At 68.3% G+C, this 26679-nt stretch carries 28 protein-coding genes; 20 read left to right on the forward strand and 8 right to left on the reverse strand.

Going from position 1 to position 26679, the window contains the following annotated elements:
• Positions 1 to 36: 36 nt before the first annotated feature.
• Entirely contained in the window at positions 37 to 1218 is a 1182-nt protein-coding gene (locus tag LT971_RS07620) for a LolA family protein (RefSeq protein WP_237006279.1), read from the forward strand.
• A gap of 6 nt (positions 1219 to 1224) precedes the next feature.
• Here LT971_RS07620 and LT971_RS07625 read toward each other — a convergent pair whose 3' ends face one another.
• Positions 1225 to 2214, reverse strand: coding sequence for a DUF7351 domain-containing protein (locus LT971_RS07625; protein ID WP_237006280.1), 990 nt, complete (start codon positions 2212 to 2214; stop codon positions 1225 to 1227).
• Positions 2215 to 2303: 89 nt separating this feature from the next.
• On the opposite strand from LT971_RS07625, the gene LT971_RS07630 reads away from it, so the two are divergent.
• From LT971_RS07630 to mce, 5 genes are all read left to right on the forward strand, one after another.
• A complete protein-coding gene (locus LT971_RS07630; RefSeq protein ID WP_237006281.1) occupies positions 2304 to 2897 on the forward strand; it encodes a GNAT family N-acetyltransferase in 594 nt (197 codons plus the stop codon).
• A 76-nt stretch (positions 2898 to 2973) separates the two neighbouring features.
• Entirely contained in the window at positions 2974 to 4032 is a 1059-nt protein-coding gene (locus LT971_RS07635) for a S66 family peptidase (protein ID WP_237006282.1), read from the forward strand.
• A 42-nt stretch (positions 4033 to 4074) separates the two neighbouring features.
• Positions 4075 to 5760, forward strand: coding sequence for an acyl-CoA mutase large subunit family protein (locus tag LT971_RS07640; protein WP_237006283.1), 1686 nt, complete (start codon positions 4075 to 4077; stop codon positions 5758 to 5760).
• An 87-nt stretch (positions 5761 to 5847) separates the two neighbouring features.
• A complete protein-coding gene (locus tag LT971_RS07645; protein ID WP_237006284.1) occupies positions 5848 to 6813 on the forward strand; it encodes an oxidoreductase in 966 nt (321 codons plus the stop codon).
• Between the two features lie 48 nt (positions 6814 to 6861).
• Positions 6862 to 7251, forward strand: coding sequence for a methylmalonyl-CoA epimerase (mce, locus tag LT971_RS07650; RefSeq protein WP_237006285.1), 390 nt, complete (start codon positions 6862 to 6864; stop codon positions 7249 to 7251).
• A gap of 4 nt (positions 7252 to 7255) precedes the next feature.
• On the opposite strand, the gene LT971_RS07655 is transcribed toward mce, so the two are convergent.
• Together LT971_RS07655 and LT971_RS07660 are read right to left on the reverse strand one after the other, a co-directional pair.
• Positions 7256 to 7837, reverse strand: coding sequence for an NUDIX hydrolase (locus tag LT971_RS07655; protein WP_237006286.1), 582 nt, complete (start codon positions 7835 to 7837; stop codon positions 7256 to 7258).
• A 16-nt stretch (positions 7838 to 7853) separates the two neighbouring features.
• Entirely contained in the window at positions 7854 to 8498 is a 645-nt protein-coding gene (locus LT971_RS07660; RefSeq protein WP_237006287.1) for an FAD-dependent oxidoreductase, read from the reverse strand.
• 256 nt (positions 8499 to 8754) lie between these two features.
• Here LT971_RS07660 and LT971_RS07665 point away from each other — a divergent pair, with 256 nt between their 5' ends.
• Both LT971_RS07665 and LT971_RS07670 read left to right on the forward strand, forming a co-directional pair.
• Positions 8755 to 10500 (forward strand): 2-oxoacid:acceptor oxidoreductase subunit alpha, encoded by a 1746-nt coding sequence (locus LT971_RS07665; protein ID WP_237006288.1) that lies wholly within the window; start codon positions 8755 to 8757, stop codon positions 10498 to 10500.
• Positions 10497 to 11366 carry a 2-oxoacid:ferredoxin oxidoreductase subunit beta gene (locus tag LT971_RS07670; protein ID WP_237006289.1) on the forward strand — a complete coding sequence of 290 codons (870 nt, stop codon included), beginning with the start codon at positions 10497 to 10499 and terminating at the stop codon, positions 11364 to 11366. The genes LT971_RS07665 and LT971_RS07670 overlap by 4 nt, the downstream gene beginning before the upstream one ends.
• A 93-nt stretch (positions 11367 to 11459) precedes the next feature.
• Here the strand turns inward: LT971_RS07670 and LT971_RS07675 are convergent, their stop codons facing one another.
• Complete coding sequence (locus tag LT971_RS07675; protein ID WP_237006290.1) at positions 11460 to 11882, reverse strand: CBS domain-containing protein; 423 nt, start codon at positions 11880 to 11882, stop codon at positions 11460 to 11462.
• Between the two features lie 151 nt (positions 11883 to 12033).
• Positions 12034 to 12300 (reverse strand): hypothetical protein, encoded by a 267-nt coding sequence (locus LT971_RS07680; protein ID WP_237006291.1) that lies wholly within the window; start codon positions 12298 to 12300, stop codon positions 12034 to 12036.
• Positions 12301 to 12433: 133 nt separating this feature from the next.
• Here LT971_RS07680 and LT971_RS07685 point away from each other — a divergent pair, with 133 nt between their 5' ends.
• From LT971_RS07685 to LT971_RS07725, 9 genes are all read left to right on the forward strand, one after another.
• The gene (locus LT971_RS07685) at positions 12434 to 12817 is read left to right on the forward strand and encodes a DUF2178 domain-containing protein (RefSeq protein WP_237006292.1); all 384 of its coding nucleotides are present in this window, start codon (positions 12434 to 12436) and stop codon (positions 12815 to 12817) included.
• Positions 12814 to 13014, forward strand: a complete 201-nt coding sequence (locus LT971_RS07690; protein WP_237006293.1) for a helix-turn-helix transcriptional regulator — start codon at positions 12814 to 12816, stop codon at positions 13012 to 13014. The genes LT971_RS07685 and LT971_RS07690 overlap by 4 nt, the downstream gene beginning before the upstream one ends.
• A gap of 111 nt (positions 13015 to 13125) precedes the next feature.
• Complete coding sequence (locus LT971_RS07695) at positions 13126 to 13434, forward strand: hypothetical protein (RefSeq protein ID WP_237006294.1); 309 nt, start codon at positions 13126 to 13128, stop codon at positions 13432 to 13434.
• Positions 13435 to 13983: 549 nt separating this feature from the next.
• Complete coding sequence (locus LT971_RS07700; protein ID WP_237006295.1) at positions 13984 to 15216, forward strand: digeranylgeranylglycerophospholipid reductase; 1233 nt, start codon at positions 13984 to 13986, stop codon at positions 15214 to 15216.
• Positions 15217 to 15321: 105 nt separating this feature from the next.
• Positions 15322 to 16107, forward strand: a complete 786-nt coding sequence (locus LT971_RS07705; protein WP_425293289.1) for an aldo/keto reductase — start codon at positions 15322 to 15324, stop codon at positions 16105 to 16107.
• 196 nt (positions 16108 to 16303) lie between these two features.
• Entirely contained in the window at positions 16304 to 17155 is an 852-nt protein-coding gene (locus LT971_RS07710; protein WP_237006297.1) for an ABC transporter permease, read from the forward strand.
• The gene (locus tag LT971_RS07715; RefSeq protein ID WP_237006298.1) at positions 17152 to 18042 is read left to right on the forward strand and encodes an ABC transporter ATP-binding protein; all 891 of its coding nucleotides are present in this window, start codon (positions 17152 to 17154) and stop codon (positions 18040 to 18042) included. The genes LT971_RS07710 and LT971_RS07715 overlap by 4 nt, the downstream gene beginning before the upstream one ends.
• A complete protein-coding gene (locus tag LT971_RS07720) occupies positions 18035 to 18655 on the forward strand; it encodes a hypothetical protein (RefSeq protein ID WP_237006299.1) in 621 nt (206 codons plus the stop codon). Before LT971_RS07715 ends, LT971_RS07720 begins: the two co-directional genes overlap by 8 nt.
• 1 nt (position 18656) lies before the next feature.
• Entirely contained in the window at positions 18657 to 18941 is a 285-nt protein-coding gene (locus LT971_RS07725; protein WP_237006300.1) for a transcriptional regulator, read from the forward strand.
• Between the two features lie 36 nt (positions 18942 to 18977).
• Here LT971_RS07725 and aspS read toward each other — a convergent pair whose 3' ends face one another.
• From aspS to LT971_RS07740, 3 genes are all read right to left on the reverse strand, one after another.
• Positions 18978 to 20288: an aspartate--tRNA(Asn) ligase gene (gene aspS / locus LT971_RS07730; protein ID WP_237006301.1), complete on the reverse strand. Its 1311-nt coding sequence runs from the start codon at positions 20286 to 20288 to the stop codon at positions 18978 to 18980.
• Positions 20289 to 20714: 426 nt separating this feature from the next.
• Entirely contained in the window at positions 20715 to 21686 is a 972-nt protein-coding gene (locus LT971_RS07735) for a phosphoadenosine phosphosulfate reductase family protein (protein ID WP_237006302.1), read from the reverse strand.
• An 83-nt stretch (positions 21687 to 21769) separates the two neighbouring features.
• Positions 21770 to 22774 (reverse strand): phosphate uptake regulator PhoU, encoded by a 1005-nt coding sequence (locus LT971_RS07740; RefSeq protein WP_237006303.1) that lies wholly within the window; start codon positions 22772 to 22774, stop codon positions 21770 to 21772.
• A 227-nt stretch (positions 22775 to 23001) separates the two neighbouring features.
• On the opposite strand from LT971_RS07740, the gene LT971_RS07745 reads away from it, so the two are divergent.
• Genes LT971_RS07745 through pstA form a run of 3 tightly spaced genes read left to right on the forward strand, consistent with a single transcriptional unit; the run spans position 23002 to position 26676 of the window.
• On the forward strand, positions 23002 to 24006 hold the full coding sequence (locus LT971_RS07745) for a PstS family phosphate ABC transporter substrate-binding protein (protein WP_237006304.1): 1005 nt from the start codon (positions 23002 to 23004) through the stop codon (positions 24004 to 24006).
• 53 nt (positions 24007 to 24059) lie between these two features.
• Complete coding sequence (pstC, locus tag LT971_RS07750) at positions 24060 to 25019, forward strand: phosphate ABC transporter permease subunit PstC (RefSeq protein ID WP_237006305.1); 960 nt, start codon at positions 24060 to 24062, stop codon at positions 25017 to 25019.
• A gap of 1 nt (position 25020) precedes the next feature.
• On the forward strand, positions 25021 to 26676 hold the full coding sequence (pstA, locus tag LT971_RS07755) for a phosphate ABC transporter permease PstA (RefSeq protein ID WP_237006306.1): 1656 nt from the start codon (positions 25021 to 25023) through the stop codon (positions 26674 to 26676).
• The last annotated feature ends 3 nt before the right edge of the window (positions 26677 to 26679 follow it).

Here is a 26679-nt window from a genome sequence, read left to right on the forward strand (position 1 = left end):
ACAACCACTAAGAGGGAGTCAGACCCACTCGTGGTCATGTTACGGAGCCGACAGCGCTCCGGCCTCGCCACCGTCGCCCTCGTGGTCCTCGTCGTCGCCGTCGTCGCAGCCGCGCTCGTCGCGTTCGGCGGCCCGGCTTCCCCCGACGAGACGCCGGTCGGTACCGAGGCCGGCGACGCGTACGAGGCCGTCGACGGCGTCGAGGCGACCCGGACGACGGTTGTCGAGCGCGGCGGCGAGGTCCACCGGACGGTCGCCGACGTCGCTCTCCGCCCCGGTACGGACCGCCGTCGCGTCGAGGTGCTCGAAGCGACCGACCGCCGGTACGACGTGGTCGTCGAGAACGACTCGACGGTGACGCTGTACGACCGCGACGAGAACGCCGCGACGCAGTTCTCGGCGTCGGGCACCGGTGCCGGGCCGACGTTCGGCGACCGCGTCGAGCGCCTGTTCGGCCGGCTGACCGTCACCGACGCCGACGGCACGGAGACGGTCGAGGACGTCTCTCCGCTGCCAGTCGTTCCGGCGGGCGCCAACGGGCCCGCGGCCAGCACCGCCACCGACACGGCCGCACTCCAGCTCTCCTACGAGGGGACCGAAGCCGTCGACGGGCGCGAGGCGTACGTCCTGCGGCTGGCGGCACCCGAAGACGCCGAGCGAGACTTCGAGCAGACGCTGTGGGTCGACCGGTCGCACTTCTTCCCGCTGGCGCGCCAGGCGACGTGGACCGACGAGGACGGCCAGCGAGTGAGCGTCGAGACCACGTACGAGGACGTCGACTTCGACCCCGGGCTGGACGCCGAGACGTTCAGATTCGACCCGCCGGCGAACGCCACCGTCGAGACGCTCGAGACGCCCGAGCGCACCGCCTACGCGTCGGTCGAGCGGCTGGCCGCCGAGACGAACGTCTCCGTCCCCGACCCCGAGGTGCCCGGGTCGCTGCGGCTGACTGCTGCCACCGAGACGACCGGCGAGGTCCACGGCGTCGGCCTCCAGTACGTCAACGAGACGGCGTCGGTGTCGGTCGCGAAGTACGACCGGACGTTCCCGCCGCGCGGCGACCGTGAGACCGAGGTCGCCGGCAACGACGCCGCCGTCTCGCTGGGGTCGACCACGTCGGTCTCCTGGAACTGCGGCGATTACCGGTACACCGTCCGCGGCGAGGGCGTCTCCGTGGAGACGCTGCTCGCCGTCGCCGAGTCCGTCGCCTGCGAGTGACGGCGGTCAGCGCGCCTCGCGCTCGACGACCGAGAGGTCGCCGTCGACCACGACGCGCAACGTGTCGCCGCCGGCCGGCACGTCGACGGCGACCCGCCACGGGTCCCGTGACTGGACGGTCACGGCGTCGTCGGTCATCGCCCACGGGAGCGACCACACCAGTTCGCTCGTGACGTCGACGCCGCGCTCCCAGCAGAACGACACCAGTCCCGGGTCGTACAGCAGCGCCTCGCCGACGCCGACGTACATCTGGCTGCCGCAGTGCCCGCAGGACTGGTGGACGACCACCTGGCGGTCCTGGTACTCAGCGAACGGCGACTCGTCGCCGTCTATGAGCGCGACGTCGAGGTCGTTGGCGCACACCGAACAGACGCCCCGCGAGAACGCCAGCCGGCGGTGGCGGGTGTACTGGTCGATGCGAGCGACGAGCGCCGGCTCGTCGGCGCCGTCGCTCTCGCCGGGTTCCAGCGTCCCCGGGGACACGAGCACGAGGTCGTACAGCGTCTCGCAGGCCCGGCACTGGACGGTGAACATGCTGTCGGCGTAGACGCCCTCTGCCGGCGTCCCGCAGTGGTGGCAGTCGAACCCGACGTCGACGGGGCCGAACGTCGTGCGCTCGGAGACGGTTCCGGCGCGCATCAGCCGGTAGAGCCGCGAGCCTTCCGGGCGGAGCCGGTAACCGTCCTCGGTCTGGTCGACGAAGTTGTCGACGAGCCGCTGGAGGTGGTAGTTGAACTGGCTGGAGACGACGTCGACGTCGACGGCGTCGTGCAGCTCGGAGAACGACAGTATCGGCCGGGCGCCCTCCTGGCCGCGCTCGTCGCCGAGCGTCTCCACGATGGCGGCGCGGATCTCGTTGCCGACGAGGGCGAACGCCGACTCGCCGCCGTCCGGCTGTTCGGCGGTCGCATCCCGGTCGGCCGACCAGCCGGGGAGAATCTGGTCGCCGGGGTCGTAGTCGGACGCCGGCGCCCGGTCGTCGGGGTCGTCGGTCATCGTTCCGACAGACCGGAGCCGGCGAGTAAGGTGTTGCGCCGACCCGTCCCCCACAAACGCTTTTCCCCGGCGCCGTCCAAACGTCTGGCATGTTCGCCCGGGACGCCGAGAACCACGAAGAGGTGTGGTTGCTCGACCGACTCGACGAGTACGGCTTCGAGGACCCTGCGTTCCGGTCGCGGGACTACGTGCTGGCCGTCGACGAGGACACGAACGAACGCGCTGGGTTCGCGCGCTTCCGCGTCCACTCTGGTGACGCGACCGACGGCGACGACGAGGGACGGGTCTGTGAGTTCACGAACATCGGCGTGCTCGACGACTGGCGTGGACAGGGCGTGGGCGCCCACCTCCTCGAGTATCTCGTCGACGACGCCCGCGAGCAGGGTTTCGACGAGGCGTACGCGCTGACGGACGAGCCGGAGTACCTCGAACAGTTCGGCTTCCAGCGCGTCGACGAGGCCGACCTGCCGGCGCCGCTGGGCGACCGGCTCGCCGCCACCCGGGAGTACCAGCCCGACGCCGAACCGTTGCACGTGGCGTTCGGCGCCTTCGAGGTGCCCGAGCGCCTGCGTCGCCGCTTCGAGGACGACTACGGCGACGACGACGAAGACGACGAGGACACCGCCGAGGACTTCGGCATCGACTCCGAGTCCGCGACGTACAAGTACGACACCGGGGGGTGACGGTCCCCCAGTGCCGGATGCCACTCGGCTGCACACTGACTGAACGCTTTTGACACCGGACAGTCCGCGACAGTGTATGCCCCGTGAGTTCGTCACGCCGCCCGCGATGGAGCCCGGCGACCGTGTCGCCGTCGTCGCGCCGTCTTCGGGTGGCGCACGCGACGCCCCGCACCTCCTCGAACTGGCGCTCGACCGCCTCCGCGACGTCTTCGACCTGGAGCCCGTGGTCTACCCGACCGCCCGGCAGCGCGACGGCTTCCTGCGCGACCACCCCGAAGCCCGGGCCGCCGACCTCCATCGGGCGTTCCGTGACCCCGACATCCGGGGCGTCTTCGCGACCATCGGCGGCGACGACCAGTTGCGCGTGCTGAAACACCTCGACGCCGAAGTGCTCCGCGAGCACCCGACGCGGTTCTACGGGATGAGCGACAACACGAACCTCGGGCTGTTCCTCTGGCGCGAGGGCGTCGTCTCCTTCAACGGCGCCCAGCTGCTGAACGAGATTGCGACCCCGGGCAGCGTCCCCGAGTACACGGAGCGGTACTGCCGGCGGATGTTCTTCGAGGACCCCGCCGGCGAACTCGAAGCCAGCGACGAGTGGACGGACGAGCCGACCCACTGGTGGACGGACCCGAGCCTGCTCGGCGAGCGCCCCGAGTACGAGCCGAACCCGGGCTGGCGGTGGGCCGGCGGTGACGAGACCGCGACGGGCCGGCTGTGGGGTGGCTCGCGGTCCATCCTGGACTGGCACCTCGCGAGCGACCGCTACCTCCCCGACCCCGGGCGGCTGGACGGGGCGGTACTCTGTATCGAGACCGCCGAGCACGTCCCGTTCCCCTGGGACGTCGCGGGGAGCCTCATGGCGATGGGCGAACGCGGACTGCTGGAGCGGTTCGACGCCGTGCTCGTCGGCCGGCCACCGACCCGGAGCTACGCCAGCGACACGCCAGGCGGCGACCGCGACGCCTACCGCGAAGACGTATACGACGCGGTCGCCGAGCAAGTCGGCCGCTACAACCCCGACGCGCCCGTCGTGCTGGGGCTGGACTGGGGGCACACGAACCCCGTCGCGCCGATGCCGGTGGGGCGGGAGGTCACTGTCGACCCCAGCGAACGGCGGGTCGTCGTCCGGTAGGAACGTACAAGGATTAAGGCGGCGTCCGCCGTCCGTCCGGGTATGTACGACGACGACGACCTCGCGGCGATCCGGGACGCCCGCGAGGACTGGGAGGAGGAGACGCTGGGGCCGACGCTCGACCGGTTCGGGGAGCGCAAGGACTCCTTCGAGACCGACACCGGCGGCCAGTCCGTCGACGCCCTCTACACGCCCGAGGACGTCGCAGACCTCGACTACGGCGAGGACCTCGGGTTCCCCGGCGAGGACCCCTACACGCGCGGCGTCTACCCGACGATGTACCGCGGCCGGCTGTGGACGATGCGCCAGTACGCCGGCATGGGGACCGCCGCGGAGACCAACGAGCGGTTCAACTACCTGCTCGACGAGGGCCAGACCGGACTCTCGATGGCGTTCGACCTCCCGACACAGATGGGCTACGACTCCGACGCCACGATGGCGCAAGGCGAAGTCGGGAAGTCCGGCGTCGCCATCGACACGCTCGCAGACATGGAGACCGTCTTCGACGGCATCCCGCTGGACGAGGTGAGCACGTCGATGACCATCAACGCGCCCGCCAGCGTCCTGCTCGCGATGTACATCGCCGTCGGCGACCAGCAGGGCGTCGACCGCGAGGAGCTCCGGGGCACCATCCAGAACGACATCCTCAAGGAGTACATCGCGCGCAACACCTACATCTTCCCGCCGGAGCCGTCGATGCGCGTCATCACGGACATCTTCGAGTTCTGCGCCGCGGAGACGCCGAAGTTCAACACCATCTCCATCTCCGGCTACCACATCCGGGAGGCGGGCGCGACGGCCGCCCAGGAGGTCGCGTTCACGCTCGGCGACGGCATCGAGTACGTCCAGACCGCCCTCGACGCCGGGCTCGACGTCGACGAGTTCGCGCCCCAGCTCTCCTTTTTCTTCAACGCCCACAACAACATCCTCGAGGAGGTCGCGAAGTTCCGGGCCGCCCGCCGGATGTGGGCGAAGATTATGGAGGAGCGCTTCGACGCCGAGAACCCCAAGAGCAAGCAGCTGAAGTTCCACACGCAGACGGCTGGCTCGACGCTCACCGCCCAGCAGATCGACAACAACATCGTCCGGGTCGCCTACCAGGCGCTGGCCGCAGTGCTCGGCGGGACCCAGAGCCTGCACACGAACGGGAAAGACGAGGCGCTCTCGATTCCGAGCGAGGAGTCGGTGCGGACCGCGCTGCGCACCCAGCAGATTCTCGCCCACGAGTCCGGCGCCGCCGACACCATCGACCCGCTGGCCGGCAGCTACTACATCGAGAGCCTCACCGACGACATCGAGGCCGAAGCCCGGGAGATTCTCGACGAGGTCGACTCCCGGGGCGGGATGCGGCAGGCCGTCGAGGACCAGTGGGTGCAGCGCCAGATTCAGGACGTGGCGTTCGACCGCCAGCAGGAGATCGAGGAGAAAGAACGCGTCATCGTCGGCGTCAACGAGTTCGAGGTCGAGGAGGAGGAGCCCGAGGCCGACATCGAGGAGGTCACCGAGGAGGACGAGCGCCGCCAGATCGAGAGCCTGAACGATGTCAAGGCCGACCGCGACGAGGAAGCCGTGGAGGCTGCGCTCGCGGCGCTCCGTGAGGCCGCCGAGGGCGACGAGAACGTGATGCCGTACATCGTGGACGCCGTGAAGGCGTACGCGAGCGTCGGCGAGATCTGTAACACGCTCCGGGACGTCTTCGGCGAGCACCAGCCCGGCGCCGCAGTCTGATAGGCCGGTCGCCCGTCGGCGACGCGTGTCCCGGCACGGCTGGCCGCGGCACCCCGAGTTTTCCCGCTGGCCGTCCAGTGGTCAGCCATGAGTGACGACGCCAACTGGACGGCGGCCGACGTGCCGGACCAGTCCGGCCGGACGGTCGTGGTGACGGGCGCGAACAGCGGCATCGGGTTCGAGGCGACGAAGGCGTTCGCCCGGGCGGGCGCCCACGTCGTCATGGCGTGCCGGAGCACCGAGCGCGGCGAGGACGCCCGCGACGACGTCGCTGCAGAGTACCCGGGCGCGTCGCTGACGGTGCGGGAACTGGACCTCGCCGACCTCGACTCGGTGACGGCGTTCGCCGACTGGTTCCGGACCGAGTACGACGCGCTGCACGTGCTCGCAAACAACGCCGGCGTGATGGCGATTCCCCGCTCGGAGACTGCCGACGGCTTCGAGACCCAGTTCGGCGTCAACCACCTCGGGCACTTCGCGCTCACCGCCGAGCTGCTGGGCGTGCTCCGGCGGACCAGCGGCGAGACCCGTGTCGTCACGCAGTCCTCCGGCGCCCACGAGACCGGCGAGATCGACTTCGAGGACCTCCAGCACACCGACGACTACGGCAAGTGGTCGGCGTACGGGCAGTCGAAGCTGGCGAACGTCCTGTTCACGTACGAACTGGACCGCCGGCTCCGGGCGGCATCGGCGAGCGTGACGAGCGTCGCCTGCCACCCGGGGTACGCCGCCACGAACCTCCAGCTGCGCGGCCCCGAGGCCGAGGGGTCGCGGCTGCGGCTGCTCGCCATGAAGGCGGCGAACGCGCTCGTCGGCCAGAGCGCCGAGCGGGGCGCGTGGCCCCTGCTGTACGCCGCGACCGACCCGAGCGTCGACGGCGGCGAGTACGTCGGGCCGGGCGGCTTCCTGAACATGCGCGGCCACCCCGAGCGCCAGCAGTCCAGCGAGCGGTCGCGCGACGAGGACACGGCGCGCCGACTCTGGACTGTCTCCGAGGAGCTCACCGGCGTCGAGTTCGGCCTCCCCGAGCCAGCGCACGAGCCGGAGGCGTAGGCCCCGTCGGTCGGTGGCTTGATAGACGCCCGCGAGCCACCTGCGAGTATGCACGTGGACCACGTCGGCGTCGCCACCGAGGACGCCGAGAGTCTCGCCGGCCTCTACACCGAACTGCTGGACGCACCGGTTGCCCACGAGGAGGCCTTCGACGGCCTCCGGGTCGTCTTCCTCGACCTCGGCGGCGACGGCTACGTCGAACTGCTCGAACCGGTCGAGGACGGCACGACCATCGGGAGCTACCTCGAGAAGCAGGGCGGCGGCATCCACCACGTCGCGTTCGCCACCGACGACATCGAGGCCGCGCTCCAGACCGCCCGTGACGCCGGCGTCGCGCTCATCGACGACGAACCCCGGGACGGCGCGTGGGGCCACGACGTCGCGTTTCTGCACCCGAGAGACACGGGCGGCGCGCTAATCGAGTTCGTCGAGCACTGACCGGTCAGGTTTCGCTCACTGGGTCCCGCTCCGGGACGTCGGGGTCGGTGACGAACCCGGCGGTGTTCTCCGGTGGGTTCTCGAACCACTCGACCGCGAGAATCTCCTCGTCGGCGTCGTCGTCCCACCGTTCCGGGTAGCGGCCGGCGTCGCCACCGACGTACTCCGCCGTGAAGAACACCGACAGCAGGTAGCCGCGGCGTTCGGGGTCCTCCCGGTGGACGAACCGGCGGCGCTTCGCTTGCCAGACCCCCGTCAGTTCGCACTCGACGCCCGTCTCCTCCCAGACCTCCCGGACAGCCGTCTCCGCGAACGATTCGCCGGGCTCGTGGCCGCCGGCCGGAAGCGTCCACGTCTCCGGCGCTCGCGGGTGGCGAATCAGGAGCAGGCGGCCGTCGTCGTCGGTGACTCGGGCGCCGGCGCCGCCGCGCCCGCCGGCGTCGAAGAACGTCTGGCCGTGTGCGAACAGCGCCGGGTCGTTCTCGACAGTCTCCGTGTGGCACGGGAACGGCGCGTGAGCCTCGCGGAGTTCGTCGAGTCGCTGGTCGATAGCGCGTCGCGAGCGGACGCTGATTGGTGCCGACACGAAGGTGACCTCGGAGTCAGGGTGCGGGACCGAAGCTCTCGACTTTCGCGGCGTCGGTGTCGAATCCCTCGGCCTCCAGCGCGTCGGTGGCGGCGCCGCAGAACGCCGAGAAGCCGTAGACGAACGCGGCCTGGTCGGAGGCGTCGGCGAGCGTCGCGACCGCGTCCTCGAACGCGTCGCTGACGACGAGCACGGACGCGCCCGCTTCGGAGAGCGCGGCGAGCCGGGGTTCGTGGACGGGCTGGTCGTCCTCGTAGGCGAGAGCGACCTCGGCGCCCGCCTCCACGGCGCGCTCGGCGATTGCCACGGCCGGGCCGACGCCCGGGCCACCCGCGAGCACGAGCACCGACGGCTCGCCCTGATAGTACTCGTCGCCGAACGGCCCCTCGACGGTGACCTCGTCGCCGGGCTCGCGGCTCGCCAGCCACGGCCCCAGCGTCCCCTCGGGGTCCACGCCGACGGTCACTTCGAAGGTCTCCGCCACGGTCGGCGACGACAGCGTGTAGTACCGGCCCTCCGACTCACCGTCCTCGAACTCGCGGACGACGCGCACGAACTGCCCGGGTTCGGCCGCGAACCCCTCCGGTGTCTCGAAGGTCACGGCGACCGTCTCCGGGCCCACGTCCTCGACCGCCCGCACCGTCACCGGTGTCTCGTCCATACCGCCGTCTGGTGAGCCACGCACCTAATCCGTTCGTTTCACCGCGACCGCGGCACCGGTCCACCCCACGATTTAGTTCGAATCTAACTTCCGGGGTTCACGGTTCCCGGACACTCCCACGGTGGACGTGCAGGGCTATCGGCCGGGAGCCGACGCGCGTCCAGTTTCGTCGTCTCGGCCGAGCGTTCCGTTCGATTCTTGCCGGGGTACGCCTTCAGAAGCCTTTTTGCTGGCGGCGCGGGTAGCCGGTAACCACATGCACGACGACCTGAACTGGGCCATCGGCGGCGAAGCCGGCGATGGAATCGCGTCCACCGGCAAGATCTTCGCACAGGCGCTGTCGCGCGCCGGCCGGCACGTGTTCACCTCGAAGGACTTCGCATCACGAATCCGGGGTGGCTACACTGCCTACAAGGTCCGCACGTCGGTCGACCAGGTACAGAGTGTGGTCGACCGCCTCGACATCCTCATCGCGCTCACCGAGCGCACCGTCGACGAGAACCTCGACGAGCTCCACGAGAACTCCGTCGTCATCTACGACGGCGACCGCACGGAGTTCTCGGACTTCGAGGCGCCCGGCGAGGTGACGGGCCTCGACGTCCCGCTGAAGGACCTCGCGGAGGACGCCGGCGGCGCCATCATGCGCAACATCGTCGCGCTCGGCGCCGTCTGCGCCGTCGCGGACTTCCCCATCGAGAACCTCGACGAGTCCCTCGAGAAGCGCTTCGGCGGGAAGGGCGAGAGCATCGTCGAGAACAACAAGCAGGCGGCTCGGCTCGGCGCCGAGTACGTCGAGGAAGAGTACGCCGACGAGGGCCCGCGGTACTCCCTCGAGACCACCGACGAGGACTACGTCCTGCTGAACGGCGACGAAGCCATCGGCATGGGCGCCATCGCCGCCGGCTGCCGGTTCTACGCCGGCTACCCCATCACGCCCGCGACGGACGTCATGGAGTACCTCACCGGCCGCATCGAGCAGTTCGGTGGCCACGTGGTTCAGGCGGAGGACGAACTCGCCGCCATCAACATGGCGCTCGGCGCCGCGCGCGCCGGCGCCCGGTCGATGACTGCGACCAGCGGTCCGGGCATCGACCTGATGAGTGAGACGTTCGGCCTCGTCGCCACCAGCGAGACGCCGCTGGTCGTCGCGAACGTCATGCGGTCGGGCCCTTCCACGGGGATGCCGACCAAACAGGAGCAGGGCGACCTGAACATGATGCTGAAGGGCGGCCACGGCGAGATTCCCCGGTTCGTCCTCGCACCGACGTCGGTCGCGGAGTGCTTCCACAAGACCGTCGAGGCGTTCAACCTCGCGGAGAAGTACCAGATTCCGGTCTACCTCACCGCCGACCTCTCGATGGCGGTCACCGAGCGCACGTACGCGCCCGACGAGTTCGACATGGACGAGGTCGAGATCGACCGCGGGAAGCTCGTCGACGAGGACGAGATTTCGGCGTGGCAGAACGAGAACGACCAGTTCAAGCCCCACGCCGTCACCGCCGACGGCGTCAGCCCGCGCGCCGTGCCGGGCACCGAGGGCGGCGTCCACATGTCCACCGGCCTCGAGCACGACGAGCTCGGCCGCCGGACCGAGGACACTGACGTCCGCGTCGAACAGGTCGACAAGCGCTACCAGAAGGTCGACACGGCCCGCGAGCGCGAGGACTTCGACTACCGCGAGTTCGGTGACGGCGACGCCGACAACCTCGTCATCTCGTGGGGCTCCAACGAGGGCACCATCGTCGAGGCGCTCGACTACCTCGGCGAGGACGACCCGGACGTCCGCGTCGTCTCGGTGCCGTACATCTACCCGCGGCCCGACCTCACTGACGAGGTACAGGCCGCAGACCAGGTCGTCGTCGTGGAAGCCAACGCCACCGGCCAGTTCGCCGACATCGTCGAACACGACGTGCTCGAACGGGTCGGCCGAATCAACAAGTACGACGGCGTCGACTTCAAGGCAGACGAACTCGCCGACGAAATCACGGAGACCCTAGCATGAGCTCAGAGAACGTCCGCTTCACCGACTTCAAGTCCGACAAGCAGCCCACGTGGTGTCCGGGCTGTGGTGACTTCGGCACGATGAACGGCATGATGAAGGCCCTCGCCGAGACCGGCAACAGCCCCGACGACACGTTCGTCGTCGCCGGCATCGGTTGTTCGGGGAAGATCGGCACGTACATGCGGTCGTACGCGCTGCACGGCGTGCACGGTCGCGCGCTCCCCGTCGGCACCGGCGCCAAGCTCGCGAACCCGAACCTCGAAGTGATGGTCGCGGGCGGCGACGGCGACGGCTACTCCATCGGCGCCGGCCACTTCATCCACGCTGTCCGCCGGAACGTCGACATCACGTACGTCGTGATGGACAACCGCATCTACGGGCTGACGAAGGGGCAGGCGTCCCCGACCAGCCGGCCGGACTTCGAGACGTCGACGTCCCCGGACGGCCCGAAGCAGCCGCCGGTGAACCCGCTCGCGCTCGCGATGGCTGCCGGCGGGAGCTTCATCGCGCAGAGCTTCTCCTCGGACGCGCTTCGCCACCAGGAGATCGTCGAGGAGGCCATCGAGCACGACGGCTTCAGCCTCGTCAACACGTTCTCGCCGTGTGTCACGTTCAACGACGTCGACACGTACGACTACTTCCGCGACAGTCTCGTGGACCTCAGCGAGGACGACGACTACGACCGCCACGACTACGACCAGGCCAAGGACGCCATCCTCGACGCCGACAAGGAGTACATGGGCGTCCTCTACCAGGACGAGGACTCCACGCCGTACCACGAAGCCCACGGCGTCACCGAGAACATGGCCGAGATTCCGGACGGCGCCCCCGACGGCGCCACCGACCTCGTCCGCGAGTTCTACTAGGTCGCGTCGCCGACGCGCCCGTTTCTCTCTCCCCGGTCTCCGTTCGCAGTGCCTCGAGACGCCGCGTTACCGCTCGGGCAGACCGTGCTGTGGTCAGTACGGTGGCCGCTGTGCGCGCAGGACCTCCGCGACGTGCTGTTCTTCGTCGGCGAGCAGTTCCGTGAGGTCGTCGATGGTGATGATGCCGGCGAGGTCGCCGTCGCCGTCGATGACCGGGAGCCGGCGGACGCCGTGGTCGCTCATCGTCTCGGCGGCCTCGAAGAAGCCGGCGTTGTCGTCGACGACGTGGAGGTCGTCGGACATCACGTCCTCGGCGGTGAGCGAGGTTGGGTCGCCTGCGTCCGGGAGCACGCGCACGGTGAGGTCGCGGTCCGTGACGATGCCGACGGGCTGGCCGCTGGACGTGACGAGGACGCTGCCGACGTCGGCTCGGGCCATCGTCGATGCGATTTCGGTGACGGGGGTGGACGGGTCGACGGTGACGACGTCGTCCCGCGCGAGGTCGGATACAGGCATTGCGTCCGAAAATTAGTATCCGTGACACTTAATCGTAGTTTCCGGTTCCCGTCACCGGAGAACCGTCGGCCCAGTGAGGGCGCTGGCTGCCGTACAGGCGGTCTGCTGACGGCTCACGTGTGGTGGTCGCTCCGGGACTGCTGGGGCGCGTTCAGAGGAACTTCCGGACCTGCCAGTACAGCCCCTGGAGCGCGTTCCTCACCCCGCGGACGGGGTCGATGCCCGCGTCGGGGTCGGTCGCAGGCTCGAAGCAGTCTTCGAGGTCGCCGCGTGGGACGCGTTCGAGGTGACCGGTGCTGGCGCGGCGACCGTCGGCGTCCGTCACCCGGAGGAGCGCTGCAGGGTCTGGCGTACCGACGACCCGGTAGACGCCCGGCGGGTAGTCGTCCGTCGTCGGCCGGTAGTGTTCGTGAATCACGGCCACAGTGGTGTCTGGAGGGCCAGCCAGATAGCAGTGGTGTCGGAGAGTGGAAACCTACAAGCGGCCCGGGCGTAAAGCTCGTTTTACGATTGTGTCAATGAGCGACCACGGATCGACCGGGGGAAGTCGAGTGGCGACGATTCGACGCTACCGCCGGCTGATGTACGGGAGCATCGCTGCCGGTGTCGCCGGGTTCCTCGTCGCGGTGGAGCTCGACTACCCGTTCGTCGGGCTCGTGGTGTACTGGACCGGCATCCTCGCGTTCCTCGGCGTCTGGAAGGGCACGTCCGTCACGTTGTACGACGAGCGTGACCTGGAACTGGAGCGCCGTGCGAGTCTCCGCACGCTCCAGATCGCTGGAGGCGTCGGCCTCGTGGCGATGACCGGGCTCGTCGTCGCCGACCAGCTGCCGTCAGTGGCGGTGCCCGAACAGGCCGTCGGGGGTTTTTACACCATCTCGGCGCTGTTCGTCGTCTACGGCGCCGTCTACACTGCCGTCCGCTACCGACGATGAAAAACGAGGTGCGCGAACACCGCGACGAGGCCGACCTGAGCCAGGCAGACCTCGCGGCCGCCGTCGGCGTCACCCGCCAGACCATCAACGCCATCGAACGCGACCGCTACGACCCCAGTATCGAGTTGGCATTCAAGCTCGCGGAGTTCTTCGACTGCCGAGTCGAGGACCTGTTCGACCCCGAGTTCGGCGACTAGCTGGCCGAGCCTCCACTCGGCGCGTCCGTTCGACCCACCGATAGGTTTAGGTAGGAGTGTAAAACATGCTTTACTGTAAAGCTCGCTTTACACGGCGAGCCGGTTCCAGCCATGACCCCACAACACCCCCGACAGCACGACACGGAAAAGCGGACAGCCGACGACCCCGGTGCCGACAGCACGACGACTGACTGCGCCGGCGGCGCCGGCAACCCGGTCGACGCGCGACTGAAGGAACGACTGGACGCCGTCTCGCGCTGGCACGCCCTCCTCGTCGGCGCGCTCACTGTCGTCCTCGCGAACGAGGTCACTGAGTTGCTCCCCCTCGGCGACACCGCGAGCGTGCTGGCGCTGTTCCCCGTGACGCTGGCAGTACTGTACGGTCTGTTGACTCTCGTCGCCCGTCTGGAGAAACAGTAACGTCAGGAAGCCACGCCGACGAGCCGACGAAACACTACGGCCACGGCCGACCGTCGACGGCGTCGACTTCCGCGCGCCGTCCCGCCCGGTAAAGTCGCGTACGGTGCATTCTCTGCCGCACTCACCGCGACGGTCGTTGCGGCCGCTGCCGTCCACAGCGACTTCGCCGGCGAGGTGGTGGCTGTGCCGGCCTCGCACGCACTCCCGTTCGGCTGAAGTATCGACGCGAGCGGAGTCGTGGCGGCCGCCTGAGCCGTCCTGATTGCGGTCGCCGTCGCGCTCCCGGCCGCCTACCGAGTGGCAGTGACCCAGCTTCGGGCGTACCGACTGTCCTGACTGGGTGGCGTGAACCACTCTCCGGCAGATTCCGCCCCTTCGCGGGCGTCAGGAACGTTCCCGCGTGTTTTTAGTCCCCGGCGCGGTTCCAGACGAATAACTGCACTCGCGCGGGTCGCCGCCGGCCACGGAGGTGCAGCCGGCGGCAGGCTGTCGCGGTCGGTCGCGCTCCACAGCGGCCGACCCGCGTCGACTACGAGACCGAAGATATCCATGTCCGACCACTACGACGTCGTCGTCGCCGGCGCCGGCCCGGCAGGAGCACAGTGCGCGCGGGACCTCGCCCAGCGAGGCTACGACGTGGTTGTCCTCGAAGCCGAACCCGAGGACGAGTTCCCTCGCCAGTCGAACAAGTCCACTGCGGGCACGTTCGCGTCGCTGATGGGCGCGTTCGGCGTGCCCGACGACGTCGTCATGCAGTACACCGACGACGTCGTCCTCGAGTCGCCCAGCGAGTACTTCGTCCAGGACCAGCCCGGAGCAGTCCTGGAGTTCGCGGAGTTCAAGCAGTGGCTCGTCGCCGAAGGGCGCAAACACGGTGCCGACTACCGGTTCGAGGCGCGCGTGAACAACCCCATCACGGAGGCCGGGGAGATTGTCGGCGTGAAGTACGCCGGCGACGAGGAGGTCTACGGCGACATCGTCGTCGACGCCACCGGTCCCGCAGCGCCGCTGGCGAAGAAGCTCGGCGTCACGGACCTCCGGCGCAGCAACCAGGCCATCGGCATCGAGTGGGAGATGGAGAACGTCCACGTGGACCACGACGGCTACGCCGACCTCCACGACGCGATGATGCTGCGCCTCGACCACGACCTCGCGCCCGGCGGCTACTCGTGGATCTTCCACACGGGCGGGGACACCGCGAAGGTCGGCATCTGTTACATCCAGAACGAGAGCTACCAGCGCTTCGGAGACGGCTCCAAGAGCATCGACGACTACCTCGACTACTGGATGGAGACCGACCCGCGGCTCGCCGACGCGAAGAAACTCGCCGGCAAACAGCACCGCGGCTCGGCCCACATCCAGATGCCGGCGAGCCTCTCGACGGACAACTTCATGGCTATCGGCGACACCGTCCCGACCATCGACCCGCTGTGGGGCGAGGGCATCCACAAGTGCATGGAGTCCGCTCGCGCGGCCGCCGTCACCGCCGACCGCTGCTTCATGGCGTCCGACCCCGACACGTCCGCCGAAGCGCTGTCCATCTACGACGACCTCTGGCACAATCGCGTCGCCCCGAACGCCCGCACCCGGCTGACGATGACCCAGCTGCTGTATCTGGCGTCGAACGACCGCTACGACCGACTGATGCGGGACCTCGAGTCGGCGGACATCGAGACGCTGTCCGGTGCCAACGAGGGTGGCTGGCGGTCGCTGCTGCAGTTCGTGCACACCAGCGACATCCCGCTGCTCGCGCGGTTCGCGCGAGACCGCCTCGAGGAGTAATCGCCGACCGGGTGGTTCGCCGGAGCCCCAACCCCTAACCGCGCGCCGGGTCTTGCGTGTTGTATGTCACAGGACGCGCAGCAGCGCGCACCGCTCGCGAACGAGATGCCCGTACTCGGGCTCGGCACCTGGCAGAACGAGGACCCCGAGGCGTGTGCGAACAGCGTGCAGACGGCCCTCGAGATGGGGTATCGGCACGTCGACACCGCCCAGATCTACGGGAACGAGGACGCCGTCGGCGACGGCATCGCGGCCGCCGACGTCGACCGCGAGGACGTCTTCCTCGCGACGAAGGTGTGGACGAGCGAACTCGGCGCCGACGACGTCGTGGCGTCGACCGAGGAGAGCCTCGAGAAGCTCGGCGTCGACGCCGTCGACCTCCTGTACGTGCACTGGCCGGCCAACGAGTACGACGCCGAGGAGACGCTGTCGGCGTTCGCCGACCTGCAGGCCGACGGCGTGACCGACCGCATCGGCGTGAGCAACTTCGAACCCCGGCACCTCGACGAGGCGCGGGACGTGCTCGGCGAGCTGCCGTTCGCCAACCAGGTGGAGTTCCACCCGCTCCTCCAGCAGGACGAGCTACGGGAGTACGCCGACGGCGAGGACATCGAGCTAGTGGCGTACTCGCCGCTGGCCCGCGGCGAGGTCTTCGACGTGCCCGAGATTCAGGACGTCGCGGAGAAGCACGGCGTCAGCGAGGCGCAGGTGAGTCTGGCGTGGGTCCGCGAGAAGGGCGTCACGGCCATCCCGAAGGCGACCGGCGAGGACCACATCGCCGACAACTGGGCGAGCCTCGACCTCGAACTCGACGACGAGGACGTGGCGAAGGTCGACGGCATCGACCGTCGCGACCGGCAGGTCGACCCCGACTTCGGCCCCTGGAACTGAACCGGAAGTAGCGAGCAAGCGACCGCCCGACGACAATTTTTCGCCGGAGGAGTACGGCTACGAGTGTCGACTGTGGCGGCACCCTGCGGTGAGAGCGACGTGACTGCCGGCAGCACCACGACTGCCACCAAACTTTGCGTCGCAAAGTCAATTTGTGCTGCAAACTTATTTGTGGGCGGGTGCCGGTGGGTGTGGTATGAGCATCGAGACGCGCGGCCTCCCCCCTGTAGGCCGCCTCACCGAACAGACCACGGCGTTCGCCGTGCGAACCCTCCAGACGCTCCGCCGCAACGGCGCCGTCCTCTTCTGGGCGGTGGCGTTTCCCGCCGGATTCTACCTGCTGTCGGTGTACCTCTTCATCGACACCAGCGGCATGCCCGAGGGTGTGGCCAGCGTCGTGAAGGCTACGAACGCCGTCTCCTACGGGACGTTCGCGGCGCTGACCGTCTTCCTGAACACGTTCTCGCAGTCGCTGGTCGCCGACGTCGAGGACGGCCGGTACGCCCAGTTCCGGGCGCTCCCGGTGGTCCCCGCCGCCGACTTCCTCGGGCGGTTCGCCGCCGCTTACCTGTTCGCCGTCGCCGCCGTCCTCGCCGTGCTCGGCGTCGGCGCCGCCACCGGTGCCGAGTACGCGCTCCGGTCGGCGCTCTCCGTGCCGATTGCGCTGCTGGGCCTACTGGCGCTCGGGCTGTTCGCCGCGAGCGTCGCCGTCGTCCTCGTCGCCGCCGTCCCGGACGCGAAGTTCGCGAGCATCGTCGCGGTCAGCGTCGTCATGCTCGCGTTCTTCCTCACCGGCTACAACGGCGTCCAGCCCGGGATGCTCGCCGGCGCAGCCGACTTCGTCAACGTCGTGCCGAACGCGCTGGCGACCCGGCTGGCTGTCCACCACGTCGTCCCCGTCGGGGACTGGACGCGCGCTGGCCTCGCAGCGCCCGGAGCGCCGACCGGCACTGGCCACCTCGCATTGCTCGCCGGCTACGCCGTCGCCGGCCTCGGACTGGCGGTCGTCGCCACGCGCCGCTCGCTCTACCGGGGTGAGGTCCAGTGAGCGCCGACCAGCCCGTCCTCGAGGCCCGGAACGTCCGCAAGGAGTTCGGAGACGACGGCGTCCTCGACGGCGTCGACCTCACCGTCTCGAAGAACGAAGTGCTGTTGCTGATGGGGCCCAACGGCACCGGGAAGACGGTGTTGCTGTCGTGTCTCGCCGGCGCGATCGAACCGACCGACGGCTCCATCTCCGTGTTCGGGACGCCGGTCGCCGAGGACGGCGGCCACAGCCTCTCGTTGCTGTTGCAGGGCGGCGCCAGCGTGGACACCCTCTCCGGCAGCGAGACCGCCGCGTTCTACGCCCGCCTCCACCCCGAGTTCACGGACCGCTGGCGGGAGTACGTCGACGACCTCGGGCTCGCCGGCGACCTCGACAAGCGCACCAAGCACTACTCGGAGGGCATGAAGCGCAAGCTCGAGCTCTCGCTGGCGCTGTCCGTCGACGCGCCGCTGTACCTCCTCGACGAGCCGACCGCCGGCGTCGACCTCTCGATGGTGCAGTCGTTCCACCGGGTCGTCCGCGACCGAGTCGACGACGGAGCGACTGTCGTCGCCACGAGCCACCGGCCCGTCGACGCCGACCTCGCCGACCGCGTCGCGTTCGTGGACGGCGGCGGCGTGCTCGCGGTCGACACCCCCGACGCACTGCTCGACGGTGTCCCGACCGTCGTCCGTGTCGTCGGTGGCGCGGCCGCCAGCGACGCGCTCGACCCCCACGTCGTCAGCGAGCCGTTCTACCACGGCGACGAACGCCGCGGGTTCCTCCGCGCGGACGCTACGGTCGACGACGTCCGGGCGGCCGCCGGCGACGCGACCGTCGAGACGGTCGAACCGAGTTACACCGACGCGTTCAACTACTACGTCCACGCAGCCCCCGACGATGAGTGAGGAAGACGTCGACCCCCGACGCCTCCAGCAGGACCTCGACCGCATCAAGGACGCGATGGGCATCGCCGAGCGCTACGAGGGTGCCCCCGAGCAGTGGCTGCTGTTCGGCGCCCTGGTCGCCGTCGGGAGCGCAATCTCGCAGGTGCTGTTGTTCGAGCGTGCCGCGGGCTTCTGGTATCCCGTGGTGTGGCTCGGGCTGTTCGGCGCGAGCGGCGTCGTGCTCTCGCGGCGCTACGACTACTCCTACGGCCCGGGCGCGAACGAACCGAACGTCGGCTTCCAGATTCTCGTCGTCTACTTCGGGTCGTTCGCCACGCAGTTCGTCGCACGGCCGTTCCTCGCCGAACTGGGCTACCTCGCCGAGAACGCGTTCGTGCTCGGCCTCGTCGCGGTGATGCTCGGGCTGGGCTACCTCGTCGCCGGCGAGACGCTGAAGGCCTACCGCATCCGCGCCCGGGACCGGTACGCGCTGCACGCAGGCGGCGTCGTCCTGCTCGTCGTCGGTGTCGCCATCCCGAACGTCGACGTCCTGCACACGTGGGGCTACGCCGCCTTCGGCGCATCGTACGTGGTTTACGCCGCAGCCTCCTACTGGGTGTTGACTCGACCGTAGGATGGACCTCGACAAGCTCGTCCACCAGCCGACCCGGCTCGAACTGTTCGCGTACCTCTACCGGCACGGCGAGTCCAGTTTCGGCGACCTCACTGACGACCTGGACCTCACCGAGGGGAACCTCTCCAGTCACCTCCAGCGCATGGAGGACGCCGGCGCCGTCGAGGTCCGCAAGGAGTTCGTGGACAAGCGCCCGCACACGACGGCGGTGCTCACCGAGGACGGCGAATCGATGTTCGAAGAACACGTCCAGACGCTCCAGGGACTCATCGACGACCTGGAGTGAGAAAAACCGGGTCGGTCGGCGGGTCGTTCGACCGGTCTACGGTTCGAGGCGGTCGGGGTCCCGCGGGAAGAGGATGGCTTCCTTGATGTTGTCGAGGCCGGCGAGCTGCTGGACGAGGCGGTCGATGCCCAGCCCGTAGCCGCCGTGGGGCGGGACGCCGTAGCGGAACGCGTCCAGGTAGAACTCGAAGTTCTCCGGCTCGACGCCCTGCTCGCGCATCACCGCCTTCAGGCGCTCGATGTCGTGCTCACGCTGGCCGCCGGAGGACAGTTCCTGACCGCGGTACAGGAGGTCGAACTTCCGGGAGGCGATGTCGTCGCCCTCGACGTCCTGTCGGTAGTAGAACTTCTCGTCCGGGTAGCCGACGACGAAGACTGCGGGGTGCCCCTGTTCCTCGAAGTACTCGCCGAGCAGGCGCTCGCCCTTCGTGTCGAGGTCGTTGTCGTCCTCCGGCACGTGGTCGTACTCGTCGGCGAGGATGTCGCGGGCCTCCTCGAACGTGATTCGCGGGAAGTCCTCCTCGGGGACGTCGAGGTCGACGCCCAGCTCCTCGAGTTCGCGCTGGGCGTTCTCGGCGACGTGCCGGATGGTGTGTCGCAGGGACTCCTCCTGGACGTCCATCACGTCGTTGTGGTCTTCGATGTAGCCGAGCTCCACGTCGAACATCGCGATCTCGGAGACGTGGCGGGAGGTCCCGAAGTCCTCGGCGCGGAACGCGTGCCCGACCTCGAACAGCCGGTCGAAGCCCGAGGCGACGAGAATCTGCTTGTAGAGCTGGGGGCTCTGGGAGAGGTACGCCTCCTTGTCGTAGTAGACGACCGGGAAGAGGTCGGCGCCGCCCTCGGCGCCAGCGGTCGACAGTTCGGGGGTGTCGACTTCCTCGAAGCGGTTGTCGTAGAACCAGTCGGTCATCGCCTGCATCGCCTTCGAGCGCAGCGAGAAGACCGCCTTCGTCGACGGCTTCCGCACGTCGAGGTGGCGCTCGTCGAGGCGCGTCGAGAGGTCGGCCTCGACGTCCTTCGAGATCTCGATCGAGGGGACGTCCGTCGCCTCACTGACGACGGTGAGCTCGGTGGGCGCGAGTTCGACGCCGCCGGGCGCCTGGTCGCTGGCCTCCAGCGTACCCGTGACCTGAATCACGTCCTCGCTGTCGAGGTTCTCCGCCGTCTCGAAGAGCTCGGGGGTGTCGTCCTCCTTGGCGACGACCTGCAGGCGGCCGGTGCCGTCCCGCACGATGACGAACAGGATGCCGCCGAGGTCGCGCAGTTCGTGGACGTGGCCGGCGATAGTCGTCTCTTCGCCGTCGTCCTCGGGCGATACGTCTTCGATGTAGGTTCGTTCGAGCATTGGTGTAGTGTCCAGCGGGTGGTGGTTGTCGGCGCGTCGCGACGGCGAGTCCGGTCAGTCGTCGGTAGAATGTCTGGTGGCCTGCTCACGCAGGCGCATTACTGCCGGCGACACCCCGACCACGACCACAGCGACACCGCGGCTGGCGTCGCGCGATTCGACCGGTGTGTGTCGCCGTCATCGTCGCTACTGCCGAGTCGTTCGTCCACGTACGTATGATTTGCGAACCTGCGTAGCCGGGAGAAACCGTCACAGAGGGAGCATCGACGCGCGAACGTAGTGAGCGCGTCGTTCACCGAGCGCTTCGCGCTCGGGCCGACGAACCATCGAGGCCGCGCTGTGCGCGGCCGAGGTGGTGAGGAGGCTTTTTAGCGTAGCTTTTTGCCAGGGAGCGCGCCGAAGGCGCGCGACCGCAGCAAAAAGGTACTACATGTAGCCGAGGTCGCGCAGGCGCTCCATCAGGTCTTCTTTGTCCTGGGCGCGGCCGGCGCGCTCGGTCGTGTTCTCGAGGTCCTGCAGCCATGCGGGTTCTTCGGCGGCCTTGTCCGTGGAGACCTCACTCCCGAGCGAGCGGAAGCCCTTGAAGTACTTCGGGGAGACGGGGATATCGTCGTGGGTGAGGTCGTTCGGGAGGTCGTCGAAGTCCTGGGGGACGTAGCCGTCGTCCGGGAAGTCCTCGACGGTCTCGGGGACGACGTAGTACCAGAAGGCGTCCCAGACGGCGGCCTCGTCGAACTGGAGAATCGGCTGGATGCGGTCGTGGGGCGGGTAGACGTCGGGGTCGTGGCGCGGGCTGAAGAACGTCTCGTCGGCGCGGGCGTCCTGTTCGTCCCAGCGGATGCCCGACAGGATGCCGTCGACGTCGTGCTCCTCGAGGGCGTTGTTGAGCGCGACGGTCTTGAGGAGGTGGTTGCCGACGTAGGTGTCCAGCAGGAACGGGAAGGAGTCCTCCTCGTACTCGAGGAGGTTCTCGATGTGGTGCTGGTTCTGGTCGTTCAGCTCGCTGATGGGGATGTCGTCGCCGGGTTCGAGGTCGTTGGCGTCGACGTAGTCGCCGACGTCCTCGTTGCGGGCGTAGACGACCTCGAGGTCCCACTCGTCGGCCCAGCGGTCGACGAAGTCGTGGAGTTCGTCGAAGTGCTGGAAGTGGTCGATGAAGATGGTCTTCGGGACTTCGAGGTCGAACTTCTCGGCGACCTCCTTCACGAAGTACAGCGTCAGCGTGGAGTCCTTGCCGCCGGTCCACATGATGGCGGGGTTGTCGTACTCTTCGAGGCCCTCACGCGTGACTTCGATGGCCTTCTCGATTTTCGCTTCGAGCGTCGGGTAGTCGGCGGGGCTCTCGCCCTCACCGTCGCTGTAGTCGACGTCGAGGTAATCGGGGAAGTCCTCGCTCATGGCTCGGGCGTCGCTCCGGGAGGTTATAGGTTTGTGGATATCCACCGCCAGCGCGTGTGAGACGGCAACACGCCACTTGTCCGCTACGGGCTGGGAGTGGGGGCGGCCTTCTGGAGAGCGGTCTCGGCGATGTTGCCGCCGTAGTCCGCGCTCCGGGACAGCGAGTCGACGACGAGCCCGAGGTGCTGGGCGTGGTGGGCGTCGAGGTCGTGGAGGAGGTCGTCGATCTGGCGGGTCTGGTCGTCGATGTCGCGGACGTCGGCCCGCGCCTGATTGGCGAGTCGCGTGGCTTCGTCGGGGTCGTCGGCGAACAGGGCGTCCATCGCGGTCTGGATGATGTCGGCGGCGTCGGCCTGCAGCGTCTTCAGGGCGGCGACGACCTCCTCGGGGACGTCGTCGTCGAGGTCCTGAGCGGTGGCCGAGATCTTGGCGGCGTGGTCCGCGACGCGTTCGAGCTGGCGGGCGCTGGAGTGGTAGTCGAACGCGACCTCGCGAGAGACCCCGATCTCCTGGGCGACCGTGGGGGATCGGAGCGCGCCGCGGAAGATGCGGGAGACGACGTACCAGAGGCGGTCGACGTCGTCGTCGCGGCTCATCACGTCGCTGGCGGCGTCGGAGTCGCGTGCGGCGAGCGCGTCGACGGCGTCTCCGAGCATGGAGACGGAGATGAGGTGCATGCGGCGGACGGCGTTGTGGACGGAGAGCTCCGAGCTGTCCAGCAGGTCCTGGATGACGACGCGCTCGTTGGTCTCTTCGAGGACTTCGAGGCCGACGAGGCTCTGGGTGGCGTCCCGGATGACACGGCGCTGGTCGGGGTTTATCTGGTCGGCTTCGAGCGCGAGCACGTCGAAGCCGCTGACGTACATCGTCATGACCGCGCGCATGAGCTCGTCGCCGGTCATGTCGGCAATGTCGAGGGTACCCTCGTCGGTGTCGGCGCCGTCGACGGGCGTCAACAGCAGCGACCCGCTGTCCGGGTGGAAGCCGACCTCGTCGCCGGCTTCGACGTCGTGGTCGCGCGCCCAGTCTTTCGGGATCGAGACGGTGAACGTAGAGCCACCGGTCACCTGGACCTTCCGTCGTTCCATACGCCACCTATCGCCCCACACAACATAAACCCCACACACTATACATAGGTAGCCGAACGCCAGCCCCAAAAGGTACTTTCAGACCTTCTTGACCGTCAAAAAGAGACTATATCCGCTCGACTGAGGCGCGTTTTGTGTGCCACTACGAGGATGTGAACGTCTGTATGGGTACGGATATATAGATATAATAGCAGGGTATTTATTCGACTCGCGTCGAAGATACGGTGATGTCAAGAGACGACGTCGAACGCGACACTCGCACGCGCCGCCAGGTTCTCGCTGGAGTCGGGGCCGCAGGGGCAGCGGCGCTGGCGGGCTGTCAGAGTACGGGGGACGGCGAGGGGTCCGGAGACGAGCTCTCGGGCACGATCGACATCGCTGGTAGTTCCACGGTGTTCCCACTGGCGACCGCGATGTCCGAGGAGTTCAAATCGGAGCACGGCGAGGTCGAGTTCAACATCCAGTCGACGGGGAGTGGCGGCGGTTTCGCGAACCACTTCTGTCCCGGTAACACGGACTTCAACAACGCCTCCCGAGCCATCCGGGAGCAGGAAGAACAGCAGTGCGCCGACAACGACGTCGAACCCGTCGAGCTCACGGTCGCGACCGACGCGCTGACCGTCATCGTCAACAACGACCTCGACATCGACTCCATCACGGTCGGCGAACTCCGCCAGATCTGGGCGGCGGAAGTCGAGACCGAGACGTGGTCGGACGTCAACTCGGATTGGCCGGACGAGCCCCTCGAGCTGTACGGCCCCTCGGACGCGTCCGGCACGTACGACTACTTCATCGAGTCCATCCTGCACGCCGGCGACGAGGAGTACAGCCACCTCAGCGGTTACTCCGGCACCGAACAGGACCGCACCATCATCCAGGGCGTCGAGGGCTCCGAGAACGCCATGGGCTACCTCGGGTACGCGTACTACTCGACGAACAAGGACCGCGTGAAGGCGCTGGCTATCGACGACGGCGACGGCGAACCCGTCGAGCCGAGCCTCGAGACCGCGCGGAGCGGCGAGTACACCCCGCTCTCGCGGCCACTGTTCACGTACCCCGCGAAGTCATCGCTGACCGAGGAGCACGTCGCGGAGTTCGCGCGGTTCTGGCTCGAGAACGCCACCAGCGAGGAGCTCGTCGCGGAGAGCGTCGGGTACGTCCCGCTCGGCGAGGACGACCAGCAGGAGCAACTGGACGCGCTGGAGGCCGCCATCGAGGATGCCGGTAACTAGCCGCGAACAGCCCAACAAAGAACTTATACGCCCACTGTGACCGAATCAAACCAATGAGCGGAGACAGTCTCGAGGAGGCGCTGACCACACGCACAGCCAACGCGCCCCCCGAGTTGCTCTCCCGGTCGTTCTTCTTCGTGTGTGCTGCGCTCTCGATTGCGACGACCATCGGCCTCATCGTCCTGCTGACGACTGAGGCGGCGAAGTTCTTCTCGTTCTCCGCCCCGCTGGTCGGCGTGACTGGAGAGACAGCGAGCGTCGTCGAGTTCCTCACCGGGACGAACTGGGGGCCGACCGAGGGGAACTTCGGTGTGCTCTCGCTCGTGTCGGCGACGCTCATGATCATGATCGGGTCGTCGCTGCTCGCCCTGCCGCTGGGCGTCGGCACGGCCATCTACCTCAGCGAGTACGCCAGCCCGCGCCTGCGCGGCGTTCTGAAGCCCGGGCTCGAGATCCTCGCCGGCATCCCGACGGTCGTCTACGGCTTCTTCGCCATCATCTACATCACGCCCGCGCTCCAGCCGTTCGTGCCGGGGCTCGGGACGTTCAACATCCTGTCGGCGTGCATCGTCGTCGGCATCATGATCATCCCGATGGTCGCGTCCATCAGCGAGGACGCGATGTCCGCCGTCCCCGAGTCGCTCCGGCAGGCCGGCTACGGCATGGGCGCGACGAAGTTCGAGGTGTCGACGGGTATCGTGGTCCCGGCGTCGCTGTCGGGAATCTTCTCGTCGTTCATCCTCGCGCTCTCGCGAGCCATCGGGGAGACGATGGCCGTCACCATCGCCGCCGGGTCGACCGCCCAGTTCCTGAACGTCCTCAACCCCGCGGCGTACACCGAGCGAGCGCTCCCGATGACCGCCGCGATGGTCAAACTCGTCGGCGGCGACGTGACCGGCGGTGGCGTCGCGTACCGGAGCGTGTTCGCAATCGGCATCACCCTCTTCGTCATCACACTCGCCATGAACGTCATCAGCGACCTCGTCGCACAGCACTACAGGGAGGAGTACTGAGATGGCAACCGACACCACGACCGAGGTCGCGGGCGGGTTCGGACAGGTCAGCCGGACGGTCGGCCAGTTGTTCCGCTATCTCCTGCTCGCCGCGACCCTCTTCGGACTCGTCTTCGTCACGATTCTGCTCGTCTACGTCGCCAACGACGCCATCCAGCCCCTGACGGCAGACCCCGGCTGGCACCTCACGTTCTTCCTCGCGCTCGTCGTCCCGACGCTGGCGGCGGGCGCATACGTCTACCGCCGCGACGGCGAGGCGTTCCAGACGGGCGCACTCGCTATCGGCCTCGCCGTCGTATCGCTGATGTTCAGCGGCGGGGCGGCGATGATCTTCGCGGACATCGTCGAGCCACTGACGTTCCTGGCGTTCCTCGTCGCGGTGGCGGTGCCAGGCGTCGTCACGCTCGCAGTCGTCGCCTACGACGACCGGATTCCGTTCCTCGGCCAGTTCGCCGTCACCGTGGCGGCGTTCTACCTCTCGCTGTTCGGCGTCCCCGGGCCGCTCGGCGCCGCTGCCGGCATCTCGTCCGTCGTGCCGGGGGTCTTCGGCCTGCTCGCGGGCGTCCCGCTGGCGCCTGCACCGTGGCTGCTCGCGGTGCTGTCAGTTGGTCTGCCACTGGCTGCCGTCGGCGGCAGTCTGGTCGCCCGCGACCGCGGTCGTCGCGCACGACTCTTCGCCGGTGCGGGAATCCTCGCCGTCCCACTCGCCGGCGGCATCGTCGGTCCGTTCGTCGGTGTCGACCCGCTTCCGGCGACCGTCGTCGCGTCCGTAGGCTTCGTCCCACCGATTGTCTACGCCGCGAACGTCGCCATCAACGTCCCCCGCGAGCGCGTGGCCCTCCTGATTCCGGTGACCATCATCGTCGGCGCACTCGTCGGCGCGTTCGCCGTCGACCTCGCCGGGTTCGCCGGCCCGCAGTCGTGGGTCGACTGGGCGTTCCTCACGGCATCGCACAGTAACACCGCCGAGGACGCTGGGTTCTACCCCGCCATCGGTGGCTCCATTCTCCTGATGGTGACCGTCGCCGTCTTCGCGTTCCCCGTCGGCGTCGGCGCCGCCGTCTACCTCGAAGAGTACGCGCCGGACAACCGGTTCACGCGCGTGGTGGACGTCAACATCTCGAACCTCGCTGGCGTCCCCTCCGTCGTCTACGGCCTTCTGGGCTTCGGGCTGTTCGTGACGTACCTCGGGCAGCCCGACGGCACGGTGTTGCTCGGTGGCCTCACGCTCGGACTTCTCATCCTCCCCATCGTCATCATCTCCGCCCGGGAAGCGATCCGGTCCGTACCCGAAGAGCAGCGCGCCGCCTCCTACGGGATGGGCGCGACCAAGTGGCAGACCGTGAAGAACGTCGTACTGCCGCGCTCGTTCTCCGGTATCCTCACCGGAACGATTCTCGCGCTCGGGCGCGCCATCGGTGAGACGGCGCCGCTCATCATGATCGGCGCACCAAACGTGACGTACTCGCTCCCGACCAGCTTCTCTGAGGCCGCGAGCGCGATGCCCCTCCAGGTGTACGCGTGGTCGAGCCTCTACGCCGGCCCGAACTTCTACAACAAGGTAGTGCCGGCCGGCGTCGTGGTGCTGGTCGCGGTGCTGCTCGCGATGAACTCCATCGCCATCGTCCTCAGAAACAAGTACCAGGTCGGAGACTAGCGA

Origin of the sequence: Halobacterium rubrum, assembly GCF_021729015.1 — an archaeon.
In the GTDB taxonomy this organism is placed as follows: Archaea; Halobacteriota; Halobacteria; order Halobacteriales; family Halobacteriaceae; genus Halobacterium; species Halobacterium rubrum.

Bases quoted from the DNA above. Each gene is read 5' to 3' on its own strand.
- LT971_RS07690 (WP_237006293.1), top strand. From the start codon at position 12,814: ATGAAAAACGAGGTGCGCGAACACCGCGACGAGGCCGACCTGAGCCAG.
- LT971_RS07665 (WP_237006288.1), top strand. From the start codon at position 8,755: ATGCACGACGACCTGAACTGGGCCATCGGCGGCGAAGCCGGCGATGGA.
- LT971_RS07725 (WP_237006300.1), top strand. From the start codon at position 18,657: ATGGACCTCGACAAGCTCGTCCACCAGCCGACCCGGCTCGAACTGTTC.
- LT971_RS07670 (WP_237006289.1), top strand. From the start codon at position 10,497: ATGAGCTCAGAGAACGTCCGCTTCACCGACTTCAAGTCCGACAAGCAG.
- LT971_RS07735 (WP_237006302.1), bottom strand. From the start codon at position 21,686: ATGAGCGAGGACTTCCCCGATTACCTCGACGTCGACTACAGCGACGGT.
- LT971_RS07630 (WP_237006281.1), top strand. From the start codon at position 2,304: ATGTTCGCCCGGGACGCCGAGAACCACGAAGAGGTGTGGTTGCTCGAC.
- LT971_RS07710 (WP_237006297.1), top strand. From the start codon at position 16,304: ATGAGCATCGAGACGCGCGGCCTCCCCCCTGTAGGCCGCCTCACCGAA.
- LT971_RS07740 (WP_237006303.1), bottom strand. From the start codon at position 22,774: ATGGAACGACGGAAGGTCCAGGTGACCGGTGGCTCTACGTTCACCGTC.
- LT971_RS07640 (WP_237006283.1), top strand. From the start codon at position 4,075: ATGTACGACGACGACGACCTCGCGGCGATCCGGGACGCCCGCGAGGAC.
- LT971_RS07695 (WP_237006294.1), top strand. From the start codon at position 13,126: ATGACCCCACAACACCCCCGACAGCACGACACGGAAAAGCGGACAGCC.
- LT971_RS07620 (WP_237006279.1), top strand. From the start codon at position 37: ATGTTACGGAGCCGACAGCGCTCCGGCCTCGCCACCGTCGCCCTCGTG.
- LT971_RS07635 (WP_237006282.1), top strand. From the start codon at position 2,974: ATGCCCCGTGAGTTCGTCACGCCGCCCGCGATGGAGCCCGGCGACCGT.
- LT971_RS07745 (WP_237006304.1), top strand. From the start codon at position 23,002: ATGTCAAGAGACGACGTCGAACGCGACACTCGCACGCGCCGCCAGGTT.
- LT971_RS07675 (WP_237006290.1), bottom strand. From the start codon at position 11,882: ATGCCTGTATCCGACCTCGCGCGGGACGACGTCGTCACCGTCGACCCG.
- aspS (WP_237006301.1), bottom strand. From the start codon at position 20,288: ATGCTCGAACGAACCTACATCGAAGACGTATCGCCCGAGGACGACGGC.
- LT971_RS07660 (WP_237006287.1), bottom strand. From the start codon at position 8,498: ATGGACGAGACACCGGTGACGGTGCGGGCGGTCGAGGACGTGGGCCCG.
- pstA (WP_237006306.1), top strand. From the start codon at position 25,021: ATGGCAACCGACACCACGACCGAGGTCGCGGGCGGGTTCGGACAGGTC.
- LT971_RS07625 (WP_237006280.1), bottom strand. From the start codon at position 2,214: ATGACCGACGACCCCGACGACCGGGCGCCGGCGTCCGACTACGACCCC.
- LT971_RS07705 (WP_425293289.1), top strand. From the start codon at position 15,322: ATGCCCGTACTCGGGCTCGGCACCTGGCAGAACGAGGACCCCGAGGCG.
- mce (WP_237006285.1), top strand. From the start codon at position 6,862: ATGCACGTGGACCACGTCGGCGTCGCCACCGAGGACGCCGAGAGTCTC.
- LT971_RS07720 (WP_237006299.1), top strand. From the start codon at position 18,035: ATGAGTGAGGAAGACGTCGACCCCCGACGCCTCCAGCAGGACCTCGAC.
- pstC (WP_237006305.1), top strand. From the start codon at position 24,060: ATGAGCGGAGACAGTCTCGAGGAGGCGCTGACCACACGCACAGCCAAC.
- LT971_RS07700 (WP_237006295.1), top strand. From the start codon at position 13,984: ATGTCCGACCACTACGACGTCGTCGTCGCCGGCGCCGGCCCGGCAGGA.
- LT971_RS07645 (WP_237006284.1), top strand. From the start codon at position 5,848: ATGAGTGACGACGCCAACTGGACGGCGGCCGACGTGCCGGACCAGTCC.